Source organism: Enterobacter sp. BIGb0383, from assembly GCF_003751845.1.
In the GTDB taxonomy this organism is placed as follows: Bacteria; Pseudomonadota; Gammaproteobacteria; order Enterobacterales; family Enterobacteriaceae; genus BIGb0383.
This window is the reverse complement of record NZ_RJKQ01000001.1, coordinates 801169-828160: the sequence shown is the minus strand read 5'-3', so window position 1 is coordinate 828160 and position 26992 is coordinate 801169. Positions and strand designations below refer to the sequence as shown.

25 protein-coding genes are annotated in these 26992 nt (G+C 56.8%); 13 read left to right on the top strand and 12 right to left on the bottom strand.

Annotated elements, in window-relative coordinates:
* Window positions 1–2 precede the first annotated feature (2 nt).
* From pdeR to pspF, 10 genes are all read right to left on the bottom strand, one after another.
* Complete coding sequence (pdeR, locus tag EDF81_RS03995; protein WP_123346470.1) at window positions 3–1991, bottom strand: cyclic di-GMP phosphodiesterase; 1989 nt, start codon at window positions 1989–1991, stop codon at window positions 3–5.
* A 289-nt stretch (window positions 1992–2280) separates the two neighbouring features.
* Complete coding sequence (locus tag EDF81_RS03990) at window positions 2281–4215, bottom strand: exoribonuclease II (RefSeq protein ID WP_123346468.1); 1935 nt, start codon at window positions 4213–4215, stop codon at window positions 2281–2283.
* Window positions 4216–4304: 89 nt separating this feature from the next.
* Complete coding sequence (locus EDF81_RS03985; RefSeq protein WP_123346467.1) at window positions 4305–5465, bottom strand: carboxymuconolactone decarboxylase family protein; 1161 nt, start codon at window positions 5463–5465, stop codon at window positions 4305–4307.
* A 224-nt stretch (window positions 5466–5689) separates the two neighbouring features.
* On the bottom strand, window positions 5690–6478 hold the full coding sequence (gene fabI / locus EDF81_RS03980) for an enoyl-ACP reductase FabI (protein WP_123346465.1): 789 nt from the start codon (window positions 6476–6478) through the stop codon (window positions 5690–5692).
* A 225-nt stretch (window positions 6479–6703) separates the two neighbouring features.
* Window positions 6704–7510 carry a putrescine export ABC transporter ATP-binding protein SapF gene (gene sapF / locus EDF81_RS03975; RefSeq protein WP_123346463.1) on the bottom strand — a complete coding sequence of 269 codons (807 nt, stop codon included), beginning with the start codon at window positions 7508–7510 and terminating at the stop codon, window positions 6704–6706.
* 1 nt (window position 7511) lies between these two features.
* Entirely contained in the window at window positions 7512–8504 is a 993-nt protein-coding gene (sapD, locus tag EDF81_RS03970) for a putrescine export ABC transporter ATP-binding protein SapD (protein ID WP_123346461.1), read from the bottom strand.
* Entirely contained in the window at window positions 8504–9394 is an 891-nt protein-coding gene (sapC, locus tag EDF81_RS03965) for a putrescine export ABC transporter permease SapC (protein WP_123346459.1), read from the bottom strand. Before sapC ends, sapD begins: the two co-directional genes overlap by 1 nt.
* Window positions 9381–10346: a putrescine export ABC transporter permease SapB gene (gene sapB / locus EDF81_RS03960; protein ID WP_123346457.1), complete on the bottom strand. Its 966-nt coding sequence runs from the start codon at window positions 10344–10346 to the stop codon at window positions 9381–9383. The genes sapC and sapB overlap by 14 nt, the downstream gene beginning before the upstream one ends.
* Complete coding sequence (gene sapA, locus EDF81_RS03955; protein WP_123346455.1) at window positions 10343–11989, bottom strand: ABC transporter substrate-binding protein SapA; 1647 nt, start codon at window positions 11987–11989, stop codon at window positions 10343–10345. The genes sapB and sapA overlap by 4 nt, the downstream gene beginning before the upstream one ends.
* 111 nt (window positions 11990–12100) lie before the next feature.
* Window positions 12101–13096: a phage shock protein operon transcriptional activator gene (gene pspF / locus EDF81_RS03950; protein ID WP_184999463.1), complete on the bottom strand. Its 996-nt coding sequence runs from the start codon at window positions 13094–13096 to the stop codon at window positions 12101–12103.
* A gap of 151 nt (window positions 13097–13247) precedes the next feature.
* Here pspF and pspA point away from each other — a divergent pair, with 151 nt between their 5' ends.
* From pspA to tyrR, 7 genes are all read left to right on the top strand, one after another.
* The gene (gene pspA, locus EDF81_RS03945; protein WP_123346453.1) at window positions 13248–13919 is read left to right on the top strand and encodes a phage shock protein PspA; all 672 of its coding nucleotides are present in this window, start codon (window positions 13248–13250) and stop codon (window positions 13917–13919) included.
* A gap of 63 nt (window positions 13920–13982) precedes the next feature.
* Window positions 13983–14207: an envelope stress response membrane protein PspB gene (gene pspB / locus EDF81_RS03940; RefSeq protein ID WP_123346452.1), complete on the top strand. Its 225-nt coding sequence runs from the start codon at window positions 13983–13985 to the stop codon at window positions 14205–14207.
* A complete protein-coding gene (gene pspC, locus EDF81_RS03935) occupies window positions 14207–14566 on the top strand; it encodes an envelope stress response membrane protein PspC (RefSeq protein ID WP_123346450.1) in 360 nt (119 codons plus the stop codon). The genes pspB and pspC overlap by 1 nt, the downstream gene beginning before the upstream one ends.
* Window positions 14567–14580: 14 nt before the next feature.
* Window positions 14581–14817 carry a phage shock protein PspD gene (gene pspD / locus EDF81_RS03930; RefSeq protein WP_184999462.1) on the top strand — a complete coding sequence of 79 codons (237 nt, stop codon included), beginning with the start codon at window positions 14581–14583 and terminating at the stop codon, window positions 14815–14817.
* A 76-nt stretch (window positions 14818–14893) separates the two neighbouring features.
* Window positions 14894–16291, top strand: coding sequence for a YcjX family protein (locus EDF81_RS03925; protein ID WP_123346446.1), 1398 nt, complete (start codon window positions 14894–14896; stop codon window positions 16289–16291).
* Complete coding sequence (locus EDF81_RS03920; RefSeq protein WP_123346445.1) at window positions 16288–17349, top strand: YcjF family protein; 1062 nt, start codon at window positions 16288–16290, stop codon at window positions 17347–17349. Before EDF81_RS03925 ends, EDF81_RS03920 begins: the two co-directional genes overlap by 4 nt.
* Before the next feature lie 147 nt (window positions 17350–17496).
* Window positions 17497–19038, top strand: coding sequence for a transcriptional regulator TyrR (tyrR, locus tag EDF81_RS03915; protein WP_123346443.1), 1542 nt, complete (start codon window positions 17497–17499; stop codon window positions 19036–19038).
* A gap of 57 nt (window positions 19039–19095) precedes the next feature.
* Here the strand turns inward: tyrR and tpx are convergent, their stop codons facing one another.
* Window positions 19096–19602, bottom strand: coding sequence for a thiol peroxidase (gene tpx / locus EDF81_RS03910; RefSeq protein ID WP_123346441.1), 507 nt, complete (start codon window positions 19600–19602; stop codon window positions 19096–19098).
* Between the two features lie 92 nt (window positions 19603–19694).
* On the opposite strand from tpx, the gene ycjG reads away from it, so the two are divergent.
* Entirely contained in the window at window positions 19695–20660 is a 966-nt protein-coding gene (gene ycjG, locus EDF81_RS03905) for an L-Ala-D/L-Glu epimerase (protein WP_123346439.1), read from the top strand.
* Here ycjG and mpaA read toward each other — a convergent pair.
* On the bottom strand, window positions 20651–21364 hold the full coding sequence (gene mpaA, locus EDF81_RS03900; protein ID WP_123346437.1) for a murein tripeptide amidase MpaA: 714 nt from the start codon (window positions 21362–21364) through the stop codon (window positions 20651–20653). The genes ycjG and mpaA overlap by 10 nt on opposite strands.
* Window positions 21365–21468: 104 nt before the next feature.
* On the opposite strand from mpaA, the gene EDF81_RS03895 reads away from it, so the two are divergent.
* The 5 genes from EDF81_RS03895 (at window position 21469) to EDF81_RS03875 (ending at window position 26930) form a co-directional block, all read left to right on the top strand.
* Window positions 21469–23085 carry an ABC transporter substrate-binding protein gene (locus EDF81_RS03895; protein ID WP_123346435.1) on the top strand — a complete coding sequence of 539 codons (1617 nt, stop codon included), beginning with the start codon at window positions 21469–21471 and terminating at the stop codon, window positions 23083–23085.
* Window positions 23086–23588: 503 nt separating this feature from the next.
* Window positions 23589–24020, top strand: a complete 432-nt coding sequence (locus EDF81_RS03890) for a lysozyme (RefSeq protein WP_123346433.1) — start codon at window positions 23589–23591, stop codon at window positions 24018–24020.
* Window positions 24021–24179: 159 nt separating this feature from the next.
* Window positions 24180–24629, top strand: coding sequence for a phage tail protein (locus EDF81_RS03885; protein ID WP_123346431.1), 450 nt, complete (start codon window positions 24180–24182; stop codon window positions 24627–24629).
* Between the two features lie 323 nt (window positions 24630–24952).
* The gene (locus EDF81_RS03880) at window positions 24953–25708 is read left to right on the top strand and encodes a phage tail sheath C-terminal domain-containing protein (protein WP_311316596.1); all 756 of its coding nucleotides are present in this window, start codon (window positions 24953–24955) and stop codon (window positions 25706–25708) included.
* 124 nt (window positions 25709–25832) lie between these two features.
* The gene (locus EDF81_RS03875; RefSeq protein ID WP_123346428.1) at window positions 25833–26930 is read left to right on the top strand and encodes a phage tail sheath C-terminal domain-containing protein; all 1098 of its coding nucleotides are present in this window, start codon (window positions 25833–25835) and stop codon (window positions 26928–26930) included.
* The last annotated feature ends 62 nt before the right edge of the window (window positions 26931–26992 follow it).

Here is a 26992-nt window from a genome sequence, read left to right as displayed (position 1 = left end):
GGTCATTTCCGCGCCAGCCTGCGTCGATACCAGCGTTCAAATGCGCTGGCCGTCATCGGTTTAGCAAACAGGAATCCCTGACGTTCGTTAACGCCATTTTTAATCAGAAACGCATCCTCTTTCGCACTCTCCACGCCTTCGGCAATCACCTGCAGATTCAGCGCCTGTGCCACGGCGACAATCGCCCGCACCAGCGACTGTGAAACGGACTGCTTATGGATATCGCGGACAAAGGATTGATCGAGCTTAATGGCATCGATGGGGAAGCGAGCCAGCTGTGACAGGGAAGAGTAGCCGGTGCCAAAGTCATCCAGATGCACCTGAGCGCCAAGATCGCTGAACTGCTGGATCACCGACTGGGCCAGCTCTTCGTTCTCAATCAGACAGCTTTCGGTCAGCTCCACGTCGATAGGGCAATACTCAAAGTCGAGGTCTTTCAGCGCCTGCCTGAGATCGCTAAAAATGGTCTGGTCGGCCAGCTGCCGCGCCGAGACGTTGACCGCCACCCGCAGATTAATCCCTTTTTTGCGCCATTTCGCCACCTGGCGCACCACATCCAGCATCACCCAGCGGCCCAGCGGGACGATTAGCCCGGACTCTTCGGCATAGGTAATAAAATCCAGCGGCGGGATCAGGCCGCGCTCCGGCGACTGCCAGCGCACCAGCGCTTCCAGGCTGGCGACTTCGCCGCGCCAGTTCATTTTGGGCTGATAATGAATCACCAGCTGATCGTTAGCCAGAGCCTTACGCAGGTTGGTATCGAGCCACAGATACTCAAACACGCGCTGATTCATCTCCGGCGAGAAGACGCAGAACTTACCGCGTCCGCTCTCTTTGGCGGAGTACATGGCGGTATCCGCGCTGCGGATCACGCTGTCGTAATCTTCACCGTGCTGAGGGGCGAGGGCGATGCCGAGAGAGCAGCCGGTGTATATCTCGATGGGACCGATACGAAAAGGTTCGCGCAGACGGGTAAGAATGCGCGATGCCGTTGCCTCCAGCGATCCCTGTGAGGTGTCGGTTGCCATCACCACAAACTCATCTCCGCCAAGACGCGCCAGGACCTGGTTCTCTTCCAGGCAGCTAAGAATGGTCAGAGAGACGGCCTGCAGAAGCTGGTCGCCCAGCATATGCCCGTAGGCATCGTTAATTTTCTTAAAATTATCGAGATCGAGATAGATCACGCCAACCTGGCCGTCGCCACGACAGGCAATCGCCGCGTTGATCTGCTCATTGATGGCGTTGCGGTTGGGTAAGCCGGTAATCGGGTCGGTATTGGCCAGCGCCCGCAGGCGCTCCTGGGCGTAGCGCTCTTCGGTGATATCCGTCCCGGAACAGACCAGATAAATTTCATTTTTACCGCTGCCACTGTGCATGAAACGGTTACGAAACAGAAACAGGCGCTGGCCTTTCAGGGTCTGGATCCAGCGTTCAACTTCATAGGCACTGCCATTGTGGAAGAGTTCGATAAGATTGCTCTGGGCTGCTTCGGCTTCGCTGGGCGTCAGAAATAAATTAAAGACGTTCTGGCCGATAACCTCATGCTCCTGCCGCCCGGTATACTCTTCACTCAGACGGTTAAAGCGCTGAATATTGCCTTTGCGGTCGAGAATCACAATGACGGAATTGGCTTCCGACACTACCTGCTCGGCAAATGACAGGCCCTGTTCCAGTTCGCGGGCGACGGCGGGGGTATCATTCCAGGAGGAGACGGTTCCCGCCCACTCTTCACGGCCGGTTTTACGGCCAATCAAATGCACTGCGGTACTTTGTCCGTCGATGGTGATATTCATCATAATGCTTGAGGTAATCACGGTCATATCGCGGATCCGCGCAGCCTGAGTCTGGCTCAGCACGGTCGACTGGCGAATATCAGCATCTTCACTGGAGGAGAGATAAAGAATATTGCTGTCGGCCGTTAAGCGCCACGCAGGGCTGGCCGCGCCAGGATAGCGATACAGCAGGCTATGCTGCTGCTGCGATACGTTCATGTTTTCTCCCAAACCTACCGGCGCATATCCCCTGGCGGATATGCATAATGCACATTAACCCCTCCATCAACAGGGTTAACGGCTCTGATGATATTGTTTTTTCTTGTAATATTATAGTAAACCGAATGTATGAGAAAGCCTGGGCGCAGGAATAACGCATACAAAAGCTACCCTTAATTGTGATCGCATTTGCTATTTTTAACAGGGAAATGACGTAAAAAAATCAGCGGGATGGCGGGAAGAGAAAACGGCTTCCCCGGAAAGGGAAGCCGTAACAGGCAAAGCGGGATCAGGCGTGAGGACGCGCAATCACGCTGCGGGTTTCCATACGGACTTCAGCGATGGTGACATCAATCACGTCGGTGACCTTGTATACCGTTTCGCCTTTAATCTGCACGGTGCCGCTTTCCTGGCTGCACACCAGCTCATCGCGAACGGCGTGCAGGAACGGAGCAGGGATAAACGCCACCGCGCCGTTGTCCACCAGACGCACGCGCATGCCACCGCGGCTGACATCGATAATTTCCGCTGCGAAGCGAGTATCGGTACCGGCTTTGTCTTTCAGGAAACGGGCATAGAGCCAGTCACCAACGTCGCGTTCCGCCATGCGGTTCAGACGACGACGTTCCGCCATCTGAACGGTCACGTCATCCTGCGGGCGGGCAATGCTTTCGCCTTTAATCACCGCTTTCAGCAGGCGATGGTTAACCATATCGCCGTACTTACGAATCGGAGAGGTCCAGGTCGCGTAAGCTTCCAGGCCCAGGCCGAAGTGCGGACCCGGCTCGACGCTGATCTCAGCGAAGGACTGGAAGCGGCGAATGCGGCTGTCGAGGAAGCTGGACGGCTGAGCATCCAGTTCGCGGCGCAGCTTGCAGAAGCCCGGCAGGGTCAGGATCGCCTGCGCATCAACGTCCATACCGTGGCCCTGAAGCAGGGTCGCCAGCTGTTCGCTACTGGCAGGGTCGAAGCCCAGGTGGACGTTGTAGATACCGAAGCCCAGTTTATCGCGCAGGACGATAGCCGCGCAGATATTAGCGGCAATCATCGCCTCTTCAACGATGCGGTTACCGATACGGCGCGGTTCCGCGACGATATCCAGCACTTCGCCTTTCTCGCCAAGCACAAAGCGGTAATCCGGACGGTCTTTAAACACCAGCGCATGCTGCTGGCGCCACTGGCCGCGACGCAGGCAGAACTGCTGCAGCAGACGGATCTGACCGGCAATCGCGTCATTCTGCGGCTGCCAGCTTCCGGCGTTGTCCAGCCAGTCGGAGACATCGTCATATGCCAGTTTGGCTTTGGATACGATGGTGGCAGCGAAGAAGGTAATCTGCTCTTCAATACCGCCTTCGGCGTCCAGCGTCATCTGGCAGGCCAGCACCGGACGGACTTCATCAGCGCGCAGGGAGCAGAGATCGTCGGACAGCTCGCGCGGCAGCATCGGGATATTAAAGCCCGGCAGGTAGTTGGTGAAGGCGCGGATTTTCGCGCTATCGTCCAGCTTGCTGCCTTCGGCAATCCACGCGGTAGGATCGGCAATTGCTACCGTAAGCTGCAGCTTGCCGCCGGCCAGTTCTTCGATATAGAGCGCATCGTCCATATCTTCGGTGCTGGCGCTGTCGATGGTGACAAAGTTCAGCCCGGTCAGATCGCGACGCTCAAGACCTTCGTCCAGCATCTCTGTGGCGATGCCTTCCGGCGCTTCTTTTTCCAGGTTATGACGCGCCAGCGTCACCCACCAGGGCACAAAGTGGTCGTCACCAAAGGTGATAAACTGCGTCAGCTCGGCATAGAAGCTGCGATCGCCTTTCAGCGGATGACGGCGCATCTCAGCAACTGCCCAGTCGCCGTCATTAAATTCGTGTGTCACGTCGCGAGCGGGGCGACAGATAATGGCGTCTTTCAGCAGGGGATGGTCGGGAACGATAGTAAAGCGGTCATCTTTTTTCGTGACCTTCCCGACAAAGCGGGTCAGGAACGGCTCAACCAGGGTTTCCGGCTCTGCGCTTTCGCGATCTTTTTCTGAGTGGATAACGGCAATAATACGATCGCCGTGCATCACCTTTTTCATCTGCGGCGGCGGAATAAAATAGCTTTTCTGCCCGTCGACTTCCAGGAAGCCAAAGCCTTTTTCCGTACCTTTTACCACGCCTTCTGCGCGCGGCGTCTGGGAATGCAGTTGCTGTTTAAGCTGCGCTAGCAGCGGGTTGTCCTGAAGCATAATGGTGTCGTTTCGTGGCTAAAAGAGCGGCTGACAGTTTTACGCGATTCTCCCGATTGCGGCAAGCGCTGTTTCACCCTTTTTAGCGGCTAAGGAGCCAGCGGCAGCGCATTGCCAAAGGCAATTTTCAGGCGATTCAGCCAGCCATCAAATGCGCAGCGTGTCAGCAGGTTGATCACCTGTCGCGTAGACAGATGCTGCTCGCCCGACTGGGTAAGCTGCGCTGCGCTGAACCGGTCGGGGGTGCGGGTCAGTACCTGAACGGCCTGAATGATTGCTCTGAGCACTGGAGCATTGTGGCTCCAGACCTGCAGCGCCCGCTCACCGTTGCGTGCGGCGTCAGGCAGTCCGACAGGCGAGCGCCATTCAGACGCCAGGGTATTAAAACAGGCGACGCTGCCGTTAATACGGGCGCTCAGTAAGGCCGCCAGCGCGGTGTGTTCGCCATCGGCGGGGAGCTGGATCAGCAGATCGCCGAACGCCTCAAGCAGCCGGGCATCCTGCGCCAGCACTGTCGCGATATCCCGCAGCACCGGCTCCGACTGCCAGGTTGCCAGCGCCTGACGCTGTGCCTCGCTGGCAAGTAGCGGATCGACCGTCGGCAGGTCGGCCTGCCAGAGGCTGCGAGGATCGCTAAACAGCGCGGGGTCGGCATCGTCGAGGGCGGGCATTCCCGGTAGCCAGCGCACTGGTAATCCGAGAACCGCCTGGAAAACGGCGATAACCCTCGCCTGGAAGCCCACAAAGCCAACGATCTGATTGAACAGCACGATGTCGTGTGTAGTCAGCCCGACCTCATCCAACTGCTGGCGGGAAAGTGATGATATCACCGATGGGGAGCTGGCAAGCTGACGGGCGTACTGGGTGATTTGCGCCAGTCGACGATTACTTTCTCGCGAGGAGTCCGGGCCAGGCAGCGGTGCCAGGCGGGCGGCATAGTGGTTACACAGACGCTGAACGCCGGAGGCCTGGGCGACCGTCAGGGCGGTGCTGAGACGGTCATAGGCGCTGAAAGTCTGCAAACGGGTGACGTCAACGTCGTTGGGGAAAAGGCGGTCATAAAACTGACGTGCGCAGGCCAGCCAGGGCTCACAGGCGGCCACCAGCTCGGCTGGCAGGGTAAGTTCCAGTAAGAAGCGGTCTTCGACGTCCGCGGCTTCGGGAACCAGCGGCAATATTTCCGGCGGACAACTGCTCGCCTGGGTTTCATGATACCAGTGGCTTTTGCCGTAAACGCGTCGTTGCTCCATGATCGTTCCTTGGTGTGTGAGTGGCGACCCGGATACGTCGTCAGTGCCGCACGCCGGATCGTTTCGCATAAATATCCTGGCGTATGCGTGAAAAGGGATAAAAGATTGTTAAGTGATAATAAATACCAGAAAGGCATATAGAAGGCAGGCGAGGGGAGCGAACAATAAAAAAGCCGGCAGGGGAAACCCCGGCCGGCCTGGTATTCAGCGTATTTTAACGCGGATTATTTCAGTTCCAGCTCGTTCATGGCTGCGATGCTGAAACCGCCGTCCACGTGAACCACTTCACCGGAGATACCGGCGGACAGGTCAGAGCACAGGAACGCGGCGCTGTTGCCGACGTCTTCGATGGTCACGGTACGGCGAATCGGGGTAACCGCTTCGCAGTGTGCCAGCATCTTACGGAAATCTTTAATACCGGACGCCGCCAGAGTACGGATCGGACCTGCGGAGATACCGTTGACGCGCACGCCTTCCGGGCCCATCGCATTGGCCATATAACGGACGTTAGCTTCCAGAGACGCTTTCGCCAGACCCATCACGTTGTAGTTAGGGATTGCGCGCTCTGCGCCCAGGTAGGACAGGGTCAGCAGGGCAGAGCCCGGGTTCAGCATGGTGCGGCAGGCTTTCGCCATCGCCACAAAGCTGTAGGAGCTGATGTCATGCGCGATTTTGAAGCCTTCGCGGGTAACAGCGTTCACGTAGTCGCCGTCCAGCTGGTCACCCGGCGCGAAGCCGATGGAGTGCACGAAGCCGTCAAACTTCGGCCAGACTTTTGCCAGCTCGGTGAACAGGTTTTCGATGCTGGAGTCTTCCGCAACGTCGCACGGCAGCACAATGCTGGAACCCAGTTCAGCGGCGAAATCATCCACGCGGCCTTTCAGTTTGTCGTTCTGGTAGGTGAACGCCAGTTCAGCCCCTTCACGGCGCATTGCAGAGGCAATACCAAAGGCGATGGAGCGGTTGCTGGCTACGCCAGTGACCAGAATGCGCTTACCGGAAAGAAAACCCATAGCTTTAATCCTTATCGTTGTTACTTATTTTTGGTAATGCATTCAGTATGTTATGTATGCATTACCAGAATGATGCGATAGCAGGCCGAAATTATAGCCCAGCCGCCGCGAATTATGTCAGGGAATTTTTCCGCACGTCGCGACGGGGTTATCAGCCCGCATAAAAAAGAGAGTATACCACCGCAGACGACGGCTCACTCATCCAACCTCCTGCGACTGCGGTCCTCAGCGGTCTTTGCGCCAGGCATCGGCGGTCAGGGCTTCGCCAAAATGACCGGCAATCAGACGACGGGTCAGATCGTGAAGCGGTGAGGCCAGCACCTCTGCGGTACTGCCGCGCTCCACCACTTCGCCCTGGTGCATCACCAGAACCTGATCGCTGATATGCTTCATCATGCCCAGATGCTGCGTCACATAAATATAGGCAATGCCTTGTTTTTCCTGAAGTTCAAGCATCAGGTTAATCAGCTGAGAGCGCATCGACATATCCAGCGATGCCAGTGCCTCATCGGCAATAATCACCTTCGGACGCAGGATCAACGCACGGGCCAGCCCCAGACGCTGTTTCTGTCCGGGTGCCAGCATATGCGGGTAATAGCTGGCATGATCCGGCAGCAGGCCCACCATACGCAGAGTTTCCAGAATGCGCTTTTTGCGCTCACCTGCATCGAGCGGGGTATTCAGCAGCAGCGGAAAATTGAGGATCTGCGAAATACGCTGGCGCGGATTCAGAGAGGTCGAAGGGTCCTGAAAAATCATGCGAATACGCTGGCTGCGGAAAGAGTAATCGCCGAACTGCAGCGTATGGTCATCGATAGCCAGCTCGCCGGTAGTCGGCTCGATCATTCCCGCCAGCATTTTTGCCAGCGTCGATTTCCCCGAGCCGTTTTCACCGATAATCGCGAGAGTCTGTTTTTCGCGCAGGGTAAAGCTCAGGGGCTTCACCGCCTCGACGGTCTGACGCTGGAACCAGCCGGTCCGGTAACGGAACGTTTTACTCAGGTTGCGCACTTCGAGCAGGGTATCCGCCATCTTAATCTCTCTCCATATTCAGCGGGAAATGACAGGCATAGAGATGGCTTTTTGCCCCGGTCAAACGCGGTGTCTCAATACATTCGCGCTGGGCGTAGGGGCAGCGTGGCCCCAGTCGACAGCCGATAGGTAAATGCTCCAGCAGCGGGATCGCGCCTGGCATCGTATTCAGGCGGCTTTTATGCGGCATACTGCTGCCAAAGTCAGGGATCGCGCGGATCAGTGCCTGCGTATAGGGATGATGCGGCGTCACCACCAGCTCGTCGCCGGGGGCGCTCTCCACCGTTTGTCCGCAGTACATCACGTTAATACGGTCCGCCCATTTGGTCAGCATCTGCAGATCGTGGCTGATCAGCATAATGGTGGTGTTGTTGTTCTGGTTCAGCCGACTCAGCAGACGGAAAATCTGCGCCTGGGTGGTCGGCTCCATGGCGTTGGTCGGCTCATCGGCAATCAGCAGGCGCGGCTGATTCGCCAGGGCGATGGCGATCATCACCTTCTGGCACTCGCCGTCGGTCAGCTCATAGGGGAAACTGCGCATGGCGTCTTTATGATCTTTGATCCCCACGCGATGCAGCAGCTCTATTGCCCGGCGACGACGCCAGCCTAAACGCTGCCACCAGCGGCCTTTCCAGGTCCAGGCGGGAATATTTTGCATCAGCTGGCGGCCCACGCGTTCGGACGGGTCGAGACAGGACTGCGGCTCCTGGAAAATCATCGACACGTTATGGCCCATCAGCTTGCGGCGCTCTCGGGGCGAGAGGCGCAGCAGATCGATATCATCGAAGCGCATACGGTCGGCGGTGATGCGCCAGGAGTCTTTATTGACGCCGCAGATGGCTTTGGCGATCAGGCTCTTCCCGGAACCGGACTCGCCCACCAGGCCGCGAATCTCCCCCTCGGCCAGGGTCATGCTGACGCGATCCACGGCTTTCACCCAGCCTTCGCCGGTGCGGATCTCAATGGTCAGATTACGAATATCCAGCAGCGGCATTATTCCACCCCCGCGTTGATGGCGCGGCGTAACCCGTCGCCAAGCAGGTTAATCAGCAGGACGCTAATCATAATGGCCGCGCCGGGCAGCATAACCGTCCAGGGCGCAACGTAGATAAGCTCCAGCGCGTCGCCGAGCATGGCACCCCATTCGGGAGAGGGAAGCTGGGCGCCGAGATCCAGAAAGCCGAGGGCGGCGATATCAAGTATCGCCATCGACAGGGCGCGGGTCACTTCGGTCACCAGCCCGGCGGTGATATTCGGGAGGACCGCGAACCACAAAATATTCAGGGTGGTGGCACCGTCGAGACGGGCGGCGACCACATACTCTTTCTCCAGCTCGTCATGCACCAGGCTGTAGATGGAACGCACCATACGCGGAAGCAGCGCCAGCCAGACGGCAAACATGGCGTGGGTCAGATGCGGCCCGGCAAAGGCCACCACCATAATCGCCAGCAGCAGAGACGGAATAGAGAGCAGCGTATCCAGAATATGATTTAACACCGCCGAGCGCAGGCCGTGGGTGGCACCGGCAATGACACCTAATACCAGACCGCAGATCGTGGCGGCGAGCGTGACCACAAAGGCACCGCCGACGGTCGGGGCCGCGCCGCTCAGAAGACGGCTTAGCACATCACGGCCCAGATCGTCGGTCCCGAGGAAGAAAGAGACTTCGCCATAGCGCGACCAGGAGGGCGGCAGCAGCTGATAGCCGAGGAACTGCTGGTCCAGACCGTAGGGGGCAAACAGCCCGCCAAACACGCAGAGCAGCACCAGCCCGCCGCAGCCGTACAGCGCCACCATGGCGGTGGTATCGCCGTAGAATTTCCGCCATACGGTGCGCAGCGCGCCCGGCGGCCGCTTTTCGCTGTAGACGCTATCGTAAGGCATACCATTCCTTATGTTTCAACGGGTTGGCTAATGCACCCAGCAGGTCGGAAATCACGTTGACGATCAGTACCAGCGCGCCGATAACCATCACCCCGGCCGAGATAGCCGCATAATCCTGCTGGCGGATGGCGTTAATCAGCCAGCGGCCCAGCCCCGGCCAGCTAAAGACCATTTCGGTGATCATCGCCAGGGTCAGCATAGTGGAGAACTGCAGGCCCAGGCGCGGGATCACCGGCGGCAGGGCGTTATGCAGGACGTGGCGACGCAGAATTGTCAGACGTGACACCCCACGCGTGGCGGCGGCCTTCACGTAATTCTGGCTGTAAACATCAATGGTGCTGATGCGCATCAGGCGGATCACTTCCGTGGTCGGGGCTACTGCCAGGGTCAGCACCGGCAGCACCATATGGCGCAGGGCGCTGAGGATCATCTCGTGCCGCCAGGGGGAATCGGAAAGCCAGGCGTCAATCAGCGCAAAGCCGGTCACGGTTTTCACCTGATACAGCAGGTCGAAGCGCCCGGAAACCGGGAGCCAGCCAAGATTAAGCGAGAAAAAGAGGGTCAATAGCAGGGCCAGCCAGAACACCGGAATGGAGAAGCCGAGCAGGGCCAGGGCGCTGATAAAGGTATCCTGCCATTTATTGCGCATAATACCGGCCAGCATCCCTACGGGAATACCCACCATCAGCGCGAAGCCAAAGGCCAGAATGCACAGCTCCATCGTGGCCGGGAACACCTCTTTCAGCTGCTCGGCAATCGACTGGCCGTTAATACTGGAGACGCCAAAATCCCAGTGCAGCACCCCGTCAAACCAGAACACCCAGGCATTCCACAGAGAGGCACCCTGCAGCGGGGCGTGCGGAGTGAAGTAGCTCAGGCTGAAGCCGACAAAGGTCAGCAGGAAAAGGGTGATCATCAGCAGGAGCAGGCGACGCAGGGTAAAAATAATCATGGTTTTTTCACCTCTTCCTGCTCGCGGGAAACGCCGGCAAACGAGGCGTTACCAAAGGGACTCAGCACCAGCCCTTTCATATCATAGCGATACGCCTGCAGACGCAGAGAGGACGCCAGCGGCAGAACCGGCAGTTCCCGGGCCAGAATGGTTTGCGCCTGGTCGTAGGCGTCGATGCGCGAGGCCAGTTGCTGAGACGAAAGCGCTTTTTGCAGCACGTCGTCAAACTCGCGGTTGCACCAGTGGGCAAAATTGGTCTGGGAGCGAATGGCCGCGCAGCTGAGCAGCGGGCGGAAGAAGCTATCCGGATCGTTACTGTCTGTCGCCCAGCCGGAAAGGGTCAGATCGTGATTCATATCCATCAGGCGCGCTTCCTGGAAACGGCCTTCTACCGGGACGATATTTACTTTGACCCCGGCCTGCGCCATATCAGCCTGAATCAGCTCCGCCGTTTTCAGCGGGCTGGGGTTCCAGGCCTGTGAACTGGTCGGCACCCACAGCTGTAGCGTCAGATTCTCCGCGCCCAGCGCCTTAAGCTGCTCCCGGGCTTTCTGCGGATCGTATTCGGTAATTTTCGACTCGTTATCGTAGGCCCAGGAGGCGCGGGGCAGGATCGAGGCCGCGGTTTCGGCGGTGCCGTAGTAAATCGACTGCATCAGGCGCTGGTTATTGATCGCCAGAGCCAGAGCATGGCGCACCGCCGGATTATTGAGCGGGGGCTTATCCGTATTAAAGGCCAGATAGGCGATATTCATCCCCGGACGCAGGTTCAGGCGCAGGCGCGGATCGTCGCGCAGGATCGACAGCTGGCTGGCGGCGGGCCAGGCCAGCACGTCGCATTCGCCGGTCAGCAGCTTCGATAAACGCCCGGTGCCGCCGGAGCCCAGATCCACCACGACCTGCGGCATCAGCGGCTTGCCGCGCCAGAAGCCCGGATGGCGCTGGAGGCGCACATACTGCCCGGTACGGTATTCCGCCAGCTGGAAAGGACCGGTGCCGACCGGCTGACGATCCAGCTGCTCCTGCTTATCTTCCGCCGCCAGCTTATCGGCGTACTCTGCCGACATCACCGACGCGTAATGGGTGGCCAGATGCCAGAGGAAAGAGGCATCCGGGCGCGTCAGACGAAACTCGACGCTGTAGTTATCCAGTTTGCGGATGCTGGCGACCGTGTCGGCGAACTGCAGGCTGTCGAAGTAGGGGAAACTGCCGCCGTTAATATAGTGCCAGGGATGATTACGATTAAAAATGCGCTCAAAGGTAAAGACCACGTCATCGGCATTCAGCGGGCGGCCGGGCGTAAACCAGGGCGTCTGCTGAAACGGCACGTTGCGGCGCAGGTGGAAGCGATAGGTTGCGCCGTTATCCAGCACTTCCCAGCTTTCCGCCAGCTCCGGTACCAGCCGGTAAGTGTAGGGATCGACGTCCAGCAGGCGATCGAAGATCTGGGCCGCGAGGGTGTCGACGATCAGGCCACTGCCGGCTTTCTGCGGGTTAAAGGTGTTGACCTGGCCGTTGACGCAATAGACAAAACCGCTGTTGCGAATATCGCCGGTTGCCGCAGGCAATGGTTTGTCGACGGCCTGAGCAAGGCCGCAGAAGACACCCAATGAAGCAACCAGGGATGACAAGAGTAGGCGCATAATTTTCTGGTGTTAAAGACTGATCTGCAAAGTGTATCGCACTTACGGCTGTCCGGTACAAATGTCTGCGCGTAACTGGCGTAAAAGTGCTCACCTCTGGCGGATAAAACCTCAAAGCTGATGTTTTTTCAGCAGCGCCCGCAGCTGATGGTAGGTCAGCCCCAGTGATTCAGCGGCTCTCTTCTGATTAAAACGCGCCTGCTGTAGCGCCGACTGCAGCAGCGCTTTTTCCTGCTGCTGCTGAAACTGACGCAAATCGAGCGGGAGAGCGATTGGTCCTGTCGTTTCGTCCGATGGCGTCGGCTCCGGGAGCGGGGTTGGGCGACGAAACGGATCGATAATAATATCGTCCAGCGGGATCTCGCTGGTGCCGTGGCGATAAACCGAGCGTTCCACCACGTTTTTCAGCTCGCGGACATTGCCCGGCCAGCGGTAGCCGAGCAGCGTTTCCTGCGCCTGTTCGCTAAAACCGGGGAAAAGCGGCCATTGCAGTTCGCGGCACATCTGAATGGCGAAGTGATCCGCCAGCAGCATAATATCGCTGCGCCGCTCGCGCAGCGGCGGGAGCTGGACCACATCAAAGGCCAGACGGTCCAGCAGGTCGGCACGAAACAATCCTTCGCTGACCCTATCCGGTAGTGAAGCGTTAGTGGCGCAGACCAGCCGCACGTTGACCTGCAGAGGCTGGCTGCCGCCCACGCGCTCCAGCTCGCCGTACTCAATCACCCGCAGCAGCTTCTCCTGCACCAGCATCGGGGCCGTCGCCAGCTCATCCAGAAACAGGGTGCCACCGTCGGCGCGCTCAAAACGGCCCGGATGGCGCTTCTGCGCGCCGGTAAAGGCGCCGGCTTCGTGGCCGAACAGTTCTGAATCGAGCAGATTTTCATTCAGCGCCGCGCAGTTAAGGGAGATAAACGGCCCCTGCCAGCGGGAAGAAAGATAGTGGAGACGGCTGGCAATCAGCTCCTTGCCGGTTCCGCGTTCGCCAATAACCAGCGCGGGTTTATTGAGCGGTGCCAGCCGGGAAACCTGCTCCAGCACCTCAAGAAAGCTGTTGGCCTCGCCGAGAAGATTTTCCTTGTACTCTGCCATGATGAAATTCGCCATAAGTTGGTGTGATTCACCATCTCACTCTATGTTTAAAACGAGTGAAAATCAAACAGCTTATTAAAAATCAATAAGATAAAAAACTGGCACGGAGATTGTATTAAGAGATCCAGCGGGGCAACCCGAAATACAAAACTATGAGGACTGAATTATGGGTATTTTTTCTCGTTTTGCCGATATCGTGAATGCCAACATCAACACGCTGCTGGAAAAAGCGGAAGATCCGCAAAAGCTGGTGCGTCTGATGATTCAGGAAATGGAAGACACACTGGTTGAAGTCCGTTCCAACTCGGCGCGTGCGCTGGCGGAAAAGAAACAGCTGACGCGTCGCATTGACCAGGCCACCGCGCAGCAGACGGAGTGGCAGGAAAAAGCCGAACTGGCGCTGCGTAAAGAAAAAGACGATCTGGCCCGTGCGGCGCTGATCGAAAAACAGAAGCTAACCGATCTGATTGGCGCGCTGGAGCAGGAAAGCACGCTGGTCGACGAAACCCTGGTGCGGATGAAAAAAGAGATCGGCGAGCTGGAAAACAAACTCAGCGAAACCCGCGCTCGTCAGCAGGCTCTGCTGCTGCGCCACCAGGCAGCCAGCTCTTCCCGCGACGTGCGTCGTCAGCTCGACAGCGGCAAGGTTGATGAGGCGATGGCGCGATTTGAATCCTTTGAACGCCGTATTGACCAGATGGAAGCCGAAGCCGAAAGCCACCGCTTTGGCAAGCCGACCACGCTGGACCAGCAGTTTGCCGACCTGAAGGCCGATGACGCCATCAGCGAGCAGCTGGCGGCGCTGAAAGCCAAAGTGCAGCGTAGCGACAATCAGTAACAATCAATAAGAATAAAGTGGTGTCGGGAGACACCACCAATCCTGAATCTGTAAGGAGTACACATGAGCGCGCTTTTTCTGGCCATTCCCCTGACACTCTTCGTGTTGTTCGTGCTGCCGGTCTGGCTGTGGCTGCACTATAACAACCGCACCCGTCGGGGCGAGTTATCGCAAAACGAACAGCAGCGACTGATACAGTTGAATGACGAGGCGCGACAGATGCGCGAGCGTATTCAGGCTCTGGAAGCCATTCTCGATGCTGAGCATCCGAACTGGAGGGACCGCTAATGGCAGGATTAACACTGAATAAAAAACTGTGGCGCATACCGCAGCAGGGCATGGTCAAAGGCGTCTGCGCCGGTATTGCCCACTATCTTGATGTGCCGGTCAAACTGGTACGTCTGATTACCGTCCTGGCGATGATTTTCGGGCTATTCTTCTTTGTGATGATCGCCTACATCGCGCTGACGTTTGCGCTCGACCCGATGCCTGACGGCGGCGTGGACGAGGCCAACCAGCCGACCAGCGGGGAACTGCTTAATGCGGTCGATGCTGAACTGGCGGCAGGGGAGAAACGCCTGCGTGAAATGGAACGCTATATTACGTCCGATACCTTTACGCTGCGCAGCCGGTTTCGCCAGCTCTGATCTGTGAGGTGAATATGACGAATCGATGGCGACAGGCCGGTGCGCGGGCCAAACCCGTGCTGAAGATGGGCGGTAAATTTGTGCTGCTGACCGCGCTGAATTACGGCCCTGCCGGCGTGGCCGGTTGGGCGGTAAAATCTGTCGCCCGTCGTCCGTTGAAACTGCTGCTGGCTCTGGCGCTTGAACCCTTGCTCAAGCGCTTGGCTCAGCGACTTTCCCGTGCGCTAAAAGAGAAACCGTCCCGGGACTGAACCTTGACATCCTCTGCCGCAAACCCCATGTAATAGCAATACTTATTCTGATTCCTTCCGGGCATAAGGGATGGCGATGAAGCGACTCAAAAATGAACTTAACGCGCTGGTGAATCGTGGCGTGGACCGTCACCTGCGGCTGGCGGTCACCGGCCTGAGCCGCAGCGGCAAAACGGCCTTTATCACCTCGATGGTAAATCAGCTGCTTAACAGCCATACCGGCGCACGCCTGCCGCTGCTGAGCGCCGTGCGCGAAGAGCGGTTGCTCGGCGTCCGCCGCGTGCCGCAGCGGGATTTTGGTATTCCCCGTTTTACCTATGATGAAGGTCTGGCGCAGCTGTACGGCACGCCGCCCGTCTGGCCAACGCCGACGCGTGGGGTCAGCGAGATCCGTCTTGCCCTGCGCTTCCGCTCTAATGATTCCCTGCTGCGCCATTTTAAAGATACCTCCACCCTCTACCTGGAGATCGTCGATTATCCCGGCGAATGGCTGCTCGATTTACCGATGCTGGCCCAGGATTACCTCAGCTGGTCCCGGCAGATGACCGGTCTGTTGCAGGGTCAGCGCCAGAGCTGGTCGTCGCGCTGGCGTGAACTGTGCGCCGGGCTGGATCCGCTGGCGCCCGCCGATGAAAACCGGCTGGCGGAGATCGCCGCCGCCTGGACCGATTATCTGCATACCTGTAAACGCGAAGGGCTGCACTTTATTCAGCCAGGTCGGTTTGTGCTGCCGGGCGAAATGGCCGGTGCGCCGGTCCTGCAGTTCTTCCCGTGGCCTGATGTCGACGGTGTCGGCGAGGCGAGGCTGGCGCAGGCGGGTAAACACACCAATGCGGGTATGCTGCGCGAACGCTACAACTATTACTGCGAGAAAGTGGTGAAGGGATTCTACCGGGACCATTTTCTGCGCTTCGACCGGCAGATTGTGCTGGTGGACTGCCTCCAGCCGCTGAACAGCGGGCCGCAGGCCTTCAACGATATGCGCCTGGCCCTGACGCAACTGATGCACAGTTTTCACTATGGCCAGCGGACGCTATTCCGCCGCCTGTTTTCGCCGGTGATCGACAAGCTGCTGTTTGCCGCCACTAAAGCAGATCACGTCACCGTCGATCAGCACGCCAGCATGGTGTCGCTGCTTCAGCAACTGGTACAGGATGCCTGGCAGAACGCCGCTTTTGAAGGGATCGGCATCGACTGTATGGGCCTGGCCTCGGTACAGGCGACCCAGAGCGGGCTGATTGACCATAATGGCGAGAAAATCCCGGCCCTGCGCGGCCATCGCCTGAGCGATGGTGAACCGCTAACGCTCTATCCCGGCGAAGTGCCGCCAAGATTACCGGGCCAGGCTTTCTGGCAGCAGCAGGGCTTTCAGTTTGAGGATTTTCGCCCGCAGGTAATGGATGTGGACCGGCCCTTGCCGCATATCCGCCTCGACGCGGCGCTGGAGTTTCTGATTGGAGATAAACTGCGATGAGCGAACCGTTAAAACCGCGTCAGGATTTCAGCGACACGCTGGATACGGCGACGCAGGAGCAGTTCCGCGCCGCACAGCAGTTTGCCCGCGATGACGCCGCCTCTTTTGCTCCGGTGGTGGTTGAAGATCTGCCGGAAGAAGAGGGCCAGGCGGAAGCCGTCCTGGCTTCGGCCTTGCGGCCTAAGCGCAGTCTGTGGCGTCAAATGGTTGGCGCAGGCCTGCTGCTGGCGGGCGCCAGCGTCGTCGGGCAGGGCGTGCAGTGGGCGATTAACGCCTGGCAGACCCAGGACTGGGTTGCACTCGGTGGCTGTGCCGCCGGGGCGCTGATTGTCGGTGCCGGCGTGGGTTCCCTGGTCGGGGAGTGGCGTCGTCTGCACCGTCTGCGGCAGCGGGCGGATGAGCGGGACGAAGCCCGCGAACTTCTGCACAGCCACGGGAGCGGTAAAGGCCGCGCCTTTGGCGAGGCGCTGGCGCGTCAGGCCGGTCTGGATCAGTCCCATCCGGCACTGCAGCGCTGGTACGCCGCGATCCATGAAACCCAGAGCGACCGCGAAGTGGTGACGCTGTATGCCCATCTGGTCCAGCCGGTGCTGGATGCGCAGGCCCGGCGGGAAATCAGCCGCAGCGCGGCGGAATCCACCCTGATGATCGCCGTCAGCCCGCTGGCGCTGGTGGATATGGCGTTTATCGCCTGGCGCAACCTGCGCCTGATCAACCGTATTGCCACCATTTATGGTATTGAGCTGGGCTACTTCAGCCGCATCCGCCTGTTCCGACTGGTGCTGCTGAATATTGCCTTTGCCGGGGCCAGCGAACTGGTGCGCGAAGTCGGGATGGACTGGATGTCGCAGGATCTGGCGGCTCGCCTCTCAACCCGCGCCGCGCAGGGAATTGGCGCAGGTCTGCTGACCGCCAGACTGGGGATTAAAGCGATGGAACTCTGTCGTCCGCTGCCCTGGCTTGAGGACGATAAGCCTAAGCTCGGTGATTTCCGTCGTCAGCTGGTGGGGCAGGTCAAAGAGGCTCTGCAAAAAAACAGCGCGCCGCGTGAGCGATAGTCCTGTTTCCGGCGGCGGGGCGATAACTTTACGTCCAGCCGCCTGTTTTTCCGTCCGAGTGTCAATATTTGTTGACAGCCATCTTCCAGCGCGACCATAACTGACATATCATTAAAGCGTAAAAATGATGGTTAGGGTAAAGCGCCTATGCGTCTTGAAGTCTTTTGTGAAGACCGTCTGGGTCTGACACGTGAATTGCTCGATCTTCTGGTTCTGCGCGGTATCGATCTGCGCGGGATTGAGATCGATCCTGTTGGTCGTATTTATCTCAATTTTGAAGAGATTGAGTTCACCACCTTCAGTAATCTGATGGCGGAGATCCGCCGTATCGCCAGCGTCACCGACGTGCGCACCGTTCCCTGGATGCCGTCGGAGCGGGAGCATCTGGCCCTGAGCGCGCTGCTGGAAGCGATGCCGGAGCCGATGCTCTCCCTCGATACCAAAAGCAAAGTGGAGCTGGCGAACCCGGCCAGCTGTCAGCTGTTTGCCCAGAGTCAGGATAAGCTGCGTAATCATAATGCCGGTCAGCTGATTACCGGCTTTAACTTCCTGCGCTGGCTGGAAAGCAGCCCGACCGAATCCCAGAATGCCCACGTGGCGATTGGCGGGCAAAACTTCCTGCTGGAGATCACCCCGGTGTATCTCGACGGTGAAAACGCCACCCGCATCCTGACCGGGGCGGTGGTGATGCTGCGTTCCACGGTGCGGATGGGTCGCCAGCTGCAAAATATCAGCAGCCAGGATCTCAGCGCCTTTAGCCAGATTGTGGCGGTCAGTCCGAAAATGCGCCACGTGATGGAGCAGGCCCGCAAGCTGGCGCTGCTGAGCGCGCCGCTGCTGATAATCGGCGACACCGGCACCGGTAAAGATATGCTGGCTCACGCCTGTCATCAGGCCAGTCCCCGCGCCGGGAAGCCCTATCTGGCGCTGAACTGTGCGTCCATTCCGGAAGATGCGGTCGAAAGCGAACTCTTTGGCAACGCGCTGGAAGGCAAGAAAGGCTTCTTCGAGCAGGCCAACGGCGGCTCGGTGCTGCTGGACGAGATCGGTGAAATGTCTCCGCGCATGCAGACCAAGCTGCTGCGTTTCCTCAATGACGGCACCTTCCGCCGGGTCGGGGAAGATCACGAGGTGCATGTTGATGTCAGGATGATCTGTGCGACGCAGAAAAACCTGGTCGAGCTGGTGCAGAAAGGGCTGTTCCGCGAAGATCTCTACTATCGGCTTAACGTGCTGACGCTGAATCTGCCGCCGCTGCGCGACTGTCCGCAGGATATTATGCCGCTGACCGAGCTGTTTGTGGCGCGCTTTGCCGATGAGCAGGGCGTTTCCCGGCCTAAACTCTCCGCCGAGCTGAGCAGCGTATTGACGCGCTATAGCTGGCCGGGCAATGTGCGGCAGCTGAAGAACGCGATTTATCGGGCGCTGACCCAGCTGGAAGGTTACGAACTGCGTTCGCAGGACATTCTGCTACCGGATTTCGACGCCGCGACGGTGGCAGTGGGCGAAGATGCCATGGAAGGATCGCTGGACGATATCACCCGCCGCTTCGAACGGTCGGTGCTCACCCAGCTCTACCGCAGCTTCCCCAGCACCCGTAAGCTGGCAAAACGGCTTGGCGTATCTCATACCGCTATCGCCAACAAGCTCCGGGAATACGGACTTAGCCAGAAAAAGGGCGATGAGTAGCCAATAAAAAAGCCCGCCAGTGCAAACCGGCGGGCTTTGTTTTTTAAACGTCTGAAATCAGGCTTTCAGGGTTTCCAGCGCGGCGTTGTAGTCCGGCTCGTTGGTGATTTCATCAACCAGCTGGCTGAAGACAACGTTATCGTTCTGATCCAGAACGATCACCGCACGGGCGGTCAGGCCTTTCAGTGCGCCTTCGGCAATGCCCACGCCGTAAGACTGCAGGAATTCCGGGTTACGCAGGGTAGACAGCGTTACCACGTTACCGAGGCCTTCCGCGCCGCAGAAGCGGGACTGGGCGAACGGCAGGTCAGCGGAAACGCACAGCACCACGGTGTTGTCCATTTCGGTGGCCAGCTGGTTAAATTTACGCACGGATGCCGCGCAAACGCCGGTATCAATGCTCGGGAAAATGTTCAGCACTTTGCGTTTACCGGCAAACTGGCTCAGTGCGACATCAGAGAGATCTTTTGCGACCAGCGTAAACGGCTGCGCTTTATCACCAGCCTGTGGAATGGTGCCTGCAACAGCAACGGGGTTACCCTGGAAATGCACGAGTTGTGACATGATTATCTTCCTGTTTACATATGGTTAACGTCGCGGCTAGTGTATGCCATCCATGCGCGGCACGGCAAATTCTATTTAGAGAGGAGTGGCAGATGAGAAGCGTAAAAGTCTATGAAGAAACCTGGCCGCTGCACACGCCCTTTGTGATTGCCAGAGGCAGCCGGAGCGAGGCGAGGGTGGTGGTGGTCGAGATTGACGAAGAGGGCGTAAAAGGGGTCGGGGAGTGTACGCCGTATCCGCGCTATGGCGAAAGCATCGCGTCGGTGATGGCCCAAATAATGACCGTTGCCGGGCAGGTTGAAGCCGGGCTGAGTCGTGAACAGCTATTGCAGGCCTTGCCCGCCGGGGCGGCGCGTAATGCCCTGGACTGCGCCCTGTGGGATCTGCAGGCGCGACAGCATAACCAAACCCTGAATGACGAACTTAAACTGACGGCCGCGTCCCCGCAGCTGACCGCCCAGACGGTGGTCATTGGCACGCCGGAACAGATGGCCGCCAGCGCTGCCGCTCTGTGGCAACACGGCGCGCGATTGCTGAAGGTGAAACTGGACAACAGCTATATCAGCGAAAGAATGGTGGCGATCCGCGCAGCGGTGCCGGAGGCAACCCTGATTGTCGATGCCAATGAATCCTGGCACGCCGAAGGCCTTGCCGCCCGCTGCCAGCTGCTGGCGGATCTCGGCGTGGCGATGCTGGAGCAGCCGCTTCCGGCCGGTGACGATGAGGCGCTGGCCAACTTTATTCATCCGCTGCCGATTTGCGCCGATGAAAGCTGCCATTCCCGGGCCTCACTTCCGGCGCTGCACGGACGCTATGAGATGATCAATATTAAGCTGGATAAATCCGGCGGGCTGACGGAAGCCCTGGCGCTGGCCGAAGAGGCGCGCCGACAGGGCTTTGCGCTGATGCTCGGCTGTATGCTCTGCACCTCCCGGGCCATTGCCGCCGCGCTACCGCTGGTGCAGAACGCGACCTTTGCCGATCTCGATGGCCCGACCTGGCTGGCGGTGGATGTCGAGCCAGGTCTACGTTTTGAACAGGGTCGGCTCTACTTCTGAGCGCGCCAGAGCAGCAGATCGCTCATTGCCGTCAGCCAGATCTCGCTGGCTTCATCATTGGATATCGGGGGAAACTCGGCGGTAATGCAGGGTAGTCCGATATCCGCACACCAGCTGCCAAAAGAACCCGGCGTCGCATACCCGACGCTGGTGACCAGCGGCAGCGAAAACGCCTGCGCCAGCCACGCTCCCAGCTCACTCGACTGCGGGTCTTCAATGCAGGCCAGCGGATCGTGAAACGACACCGCCCACGCCGGTTGGATCCGGTGAATCAGCTCACACAGGGCCTGGGTTTCCGGCTCTGAACCGGGTTTGTCGCCCGTCGTCAGAACCACATCCCGCGCCTCGGCGGCGCTATTCCAGCGATACACCGTTTCGCCTGTTTTCCAGTTGGCGGCGGGAAAGTTGCGGTTCAGATCAACCCCCCTGGCATTGGCGCGCAGGCCCAGCTGGCAGCCGTCCGGGTTAACCGCCAGCACCACGTGATGACGCCGCAGAGAGGGCGTCAGGGTTCGCAGGGCGCAGGAGAGGGTAACGATAGAGGCGCTTTCATCCCCGTGTGTCCCGGCCAGAATCAGCCCGCTGTCGCTGTCGGGTGTTTCTGCGGGAAACCAGATCAGCGGCGCGCCCAGGACCGAGCTGCCGTAGCGTTGAAGATCGAGGGGAAAAGCACCCCGTTCAGATCGCGGACGAGTGACTGACATAATAAAGCCCCGGCTTTCGTGATATTACCGGCAGTTTTGAGTAATTTTCTCTGTTAATCAAATGGTTTCGGGTTTAGGTTATTTCTTTTGTGTAAGGGGTGCTTATGAAACACACGCTTTCTCTGGTCTGCTGCGCACTGTCATTCGGTGGCTTATCTTCTCTTGCCGCTGCGGCCGATGTCCCTGCGGGCACCGTGCTGGCTGAACGCCAGGAGCTGGTCCGCCATATTAAAGATGAACCCGCCACCCTGGATCCGGCCAAAGCCGTCGGCCTGCCGGAAATACAGGTGATTCGTGACCTGTTTGAGGGGCTGGTTAACCAGAATGAAAAAGGCGAGATCGTTCCCGGGGTTGCCACCCGCTGGCAAACCAACGATAACAAAATCTGGACCTTTACCCTGCGAAACGACGCGAAATGGTCCGACGGCACGCCGGTCACCGCCGAAGATTTTGTCTACAGCTGGCGGCGGCTGGTCGACCCAAAAAACACCTCTGAATTTGCCTGGTTTGCCGCGCTGGCGGGAATGACGAACGCCCAGGCTATTATTGACGGCAAGGCCGCACCGGATACGCTGGGCGTCAGCGCCGTTAATGCACATACCCTGAAAGTCCAGCTGGATAAACCGCTGCCCTGGTTCCCGAGCCTGACCGCCAGCTTTGCGCTCTACCCGGTACAGAAAAATAACGTCGAAGGCGATAAGAACTGGACCCAGCCCGGGCATCTGGTTGGCAACGGCGCCTTCGTGCTGAAAGAGCGGGTAGTGAATGAGAAACTGGTGATGGAGCCGAACGCCAGCTACTGGGATAACGGCAAGACGGTGCTGAAAAAAGTTACCTTTGTCCCGATTAACCAGGAATCCACGGCCACCAAACGCTATCTGGCGAACGATGTTGATATCACTGAATCCTTCCCGAAAAATCAGTATCAGAAACTGCTTAAAGAGCTTCCCGGCCAGGTCTATACCCCGGCGCAGCTCGGTACCTATTACTACGCCTTTAATACCCAAAAAGGACCCACCGCCGATGCGCGGGTGCGTCTGGCGCTGAGCATGACCATCGACCGGCGGATCATGGCCGAAAAAGTGCTGGGTACCGGGGAGAAACCGGCCTGGCGCTTTACCCCTGACGTAACGGCGGGCTTTACGCCTGAACCGGGTGCTTTTGAACACGCCAGCCAGCAGGAACTGAATGCCCAGGCCAAAACCCTGCTGCAGGCGGCCGGTTATGGTCCGTCGCGCCCATTGAAGCTGACGCTGCTTTATAACACCTCGGAAAACCACCAGAAAATTGCCATCGCGGTGGCCTCGATGTGGAAGAAAAACCTGGGGGTGGACGTGAAGCTGCAGAATCAGGAGTGGAAAACCTATATCGACAGCCGTAACACCGGTAATTTTGATGTGATCCGCGCCTCCTGGGTAGGGGATTATAATGAACCCTCGACCTTCCTCTCCCTGCTGACCTCCACCCACAGCGGCAATATCTCCCGCTTTAACGATCCGGCCTATGACAAGGTGGTCAGCCAGGCAACCCTGGAGAACACGCAGGCTGCGCGCAATGCCGACTACAATCAGGCGGAAAAAATCATTGCCGAAAAAGCCCCTATCGCGCCGATCTACCAATACACCAACGGGCGTTTAATTAAACCCTGGCTCAAAGGCTATCCGATTACTAACCCGGAAGATGTCGCCTATAGTCGTACGATGTACCTGTTGAAACGCTAGGCTAACGGCATGACAAAAAAGCACCGGAGCACTGCTGTGTTCCGGTGCTTTTTTTGCGGAAAATGTGTCAATGGCGTCGTGCCAGAATACTTATTGTTTTACTATTGTTTTTGTTATGTTGCTGAAATGTTTAATTTGTATGCCGCTGATTTTTATAATCATTTACCACGCCATTTTTTCTGCCAAACAATATACCCGGTACCTTATCAAAACAAGATAACGCTCTAAGTATTCGCGTACTCTGTGCGATACATCGTGTTTCCAAAAGAGATTATCAGATCTTTATTCTGTTTTTAGATTTAAAACGGTGTTTTACATTATTTTTGTCGATTTGTTTAAGTTCATGAGTTTATTGTTTTTACACAGTCTGTAACTTTCGGAGTGAAAGTACAGGTGAAAAAATCCGTCTATCATTTTTTCTGTGAATGGTTGACGTGGGTTTTATCTTTTATAAAACATTGTTTCTCTAAAAGAGACGGCGAATGTTGAACGGGAGTTAAACCATGAAAATAGGTGACAAAGGACTCGAACTGATAAAACAATCCGAAGGATTGCAGCTGGAGGCATATCTCTGTCCGGCTCGGGTCTGGACTATCGGGTATGGGCATACGAAAGGGGTGCAATCCGGCGATGTGATTAATGAAGATCAGGCCGAATCCTATCTGCGCCAGGATCTTGGCGAATCGGAACGTGCCGTGGAGCATGGCGTCACTGTGTCGCTAACCCAGAATCAATTTGATGCACTCGTCTCATTTACTTTTAATCTTGGCGCCGGAAATTTGTTTAGCTCAACCCTGCTAAAAAAACTGAATGCCGAAGATTATGCGGGAGCTGCCGACGAGTTTCTGCGCTGGGATCATTCTGGCGGAAAACAACTGCCGGGATTAACACGACGGCGACAGGCTGAACGTCAGCTTTTTTTAACAGAGAGTTAATCCTGTTTCCTGAATATTGTATTTTTACATTGAGATGTTTTCCAGATAACATTTCGAAAACATCTCAGTTCATATTTTTAGTGAATATATTTAAATAGAATCTGCTCGCCAGATTCTGTACTTTAACCGCCTGCTTTCAATCTACTGAGGAGTTATATTATGGCTACCACCGCAGATGACATCGCCGTACAGTATCCGATTCCAACCTACCGCTTTATTGTCGCGTTAGGCGATGAGCAGGTACCTTTTACCAGTGCCTCCGGCCTGGATATTACTTACGATACCATTGAATACCGCGACGGAACCGGCAACTGGTTTAAAATGCCCGGCCAGCGTCAGGCAATTAATATCACCCTGAGCAAAGGCGTTTTCCCGGGTGATACTGCACTGTATAGCTGGATTAATTCCATCCAGCTTAATCAGGTGGAGAAGAAAGATATTATGATCAGCCTGACCAACGATGCCGGAACGGAAGTGCTGATGAGCTGGAATATTGCCAATGCGTTTCCGACCTCGCTGACCTCGCCGTCATTTGATGCCACCAGCAATGAAATTGCGGTACAGCAGGTGACGCTGATGGCGGATCGCGTGACGATTCAGGCTGCCTGAGAATTGGGGGAACTATGACAACAATCACAACCCATCCGGGTATATATGTAAGTGAAGATACATCCCTGAACTTTTCGGTGATCGGTACCGCGACGGTGATACCCGCTTTTTTATCTAATGGCGGTCAGAAAGGTATACCGGCCGGTGCATATCATCGCTTTAAATCCTGGGCTGAAGTGAAAGCAGTTATTCCGGATGATCATAGCGATCAATATTATTATATCGCTTTGCGTTTTTGGTTCAGTCAGGGGGGAGGGACTTGTTATATCCTCGATTATGACCAGCTACGGAAGAATGACTTTCCTGATGATATTACCCTGATAGTGGCTAACGGGCAGACGGACCATGTTACTCAATATTTTGATAACTTTATTACGGGTAAACAGCTTTTTGTTCTTCTCGACGGACCGGGTACCAAAATTGCCGCCGATGTAGATCCTTCCGCGACAATGAGTAAGTACCCCGCGTCACCCTATGCCGCTGCGTTTTACCCCTGGGCGATGTCCGACTGGGCAACAATCCCTGTTGCTCCCAGCGTTGTTGCCGTCGTCGCCATCGCCCTGACCGATCGCACCCGCGGCGTCTGGAAAGCCCCGGCGAATGTGGTAATTAATGGGATCACCCCGCAATATCCTGTTACCGACGATCTGCAGGGCCAGTTTAATCAGGGCAAAGCGCTAAATATGATCCGCACCTTCCCGAATGTGGGGACGGTGGTGTGGGGGGCCCGCACCCTTGATGACAGCGATAACTGGCGCTATATCCCGGTGCGTCGTCTGTTTAATATGGTCGAACGGGATATCCAGAAGGCGCTGAACAAGCTGATCTTCGAACCCAATAGCCAGCCGACCTGGCAGCGGGTAAAAGCGGCGGTAAATAACTATCTCCATGCGCTATGGAAGCAGGGGGCGCTGGTCGGGAATAAGGAAGAAGAGGCCTGGTTTGTCGAGATCGGTAAAGGTATTACCATGACCGAGGATGATATTAACCAGGGCAAAATGATTATTAAAATTGGTCTTGCGGCTGTACGCCCGGCTGAATTTATTATTCTGCAATTAAGTCAGGATATCGCGCAGTAACTGAAGTCAGTTTTCGCTTTCTGTTATTTTTATGCAAGAGACTGGTGAATTCCAGGGGCGGTAGCTTGCCTGTTTGCCGTTGTCAGGCGCTGGCGAATAACGTAAACACAAACAGGAGTATATTATGACGGTGACAACCAGCTATCCCGGCGTGTACCTGAGTGAAGAGGCGTCGCTGAATTTTTCAGTTACCCGCGCAGATACGATGGTTCCCGCATTTGCTTATTATCAATATTATAGTCTCCCACCAGGCGGGCCTAATTTTTGTTTTTATAGCTGGCAGGACGTTGTTGCCGCTGCCGGAGACGGTCATTTCGCTTTCATTTGGTATACGTCCCTCTATACCTGGTTTTCACTGGGTGGAGGGAAGTGTTATCTCATAAATTATGATCAGCTGGAAATCGCAGTAAAACAGTTCGATGATATCACGACGATCGTTTCTGCCGGGATAGATAGTGACAACTTGGATGCAAACCATCAAAGCTATGTAATCAGTGCTGTCAATAATATAATCGCTCAAGGGATAAAAATATTTGCTTTATTTGATGGTCCTTTAGACCGTATTGCTGCGGATGACACGACAGAAGCAGTGATGGAACGCTTTTCGTCCACACCCTATGCAGCGGTTTATTATCCGTGGTGTAGTAGTTCCGGGAAAAATAAAAAAATTGCTCCCAGTGTTATTGCCGCCGTTGCCATCGCCCTGACCGACCGTACCCGCGGTGTCTGGAAAGCTCCGGCGAATGTGGTGATTAACGGGATCACCCCTTTATATCCCGTTACCGACGATCTGCAGGGCCAGTTTACTCAGGGCAAAGCCCTGAATATGATCCGCACCTTCCCGAATGTGGGGACGGTGGTGTGGGGCGCCCGCACCCTTGATGACAGCGATAACTGGCGTTATATCCCGGTGCGCCGTCTGTTTAATATGGTCGAACGGGATATCCAGAAGGCGCTGAACAAGCTGGTCTTTGAACCCAATAGTCAGCCGACCTGGCAGCGGGTAAAAGCGGCGGTAAATAACTATCTCCATGGGCTATGGAAGCAGGGCGCATTGATCGGGAATAAGGAAGAGGAGGCCTGGTTTGTCGAGATCGGCAAGGATATCACCATGACCGAGGATGATATTAATCAGGGCAAGATGATTATTAAAATTGGTCTTGCTGCTGTGCGCCCGGCTGAGTTTATTATTCTGCTGTTAAGTCAGGATATAGCGCAGTAACTGAAGTTAGTTTTCGCTTTCTGTTATTTTTATGCAAGAGACTGGTGAATTCCAGGGGCGGT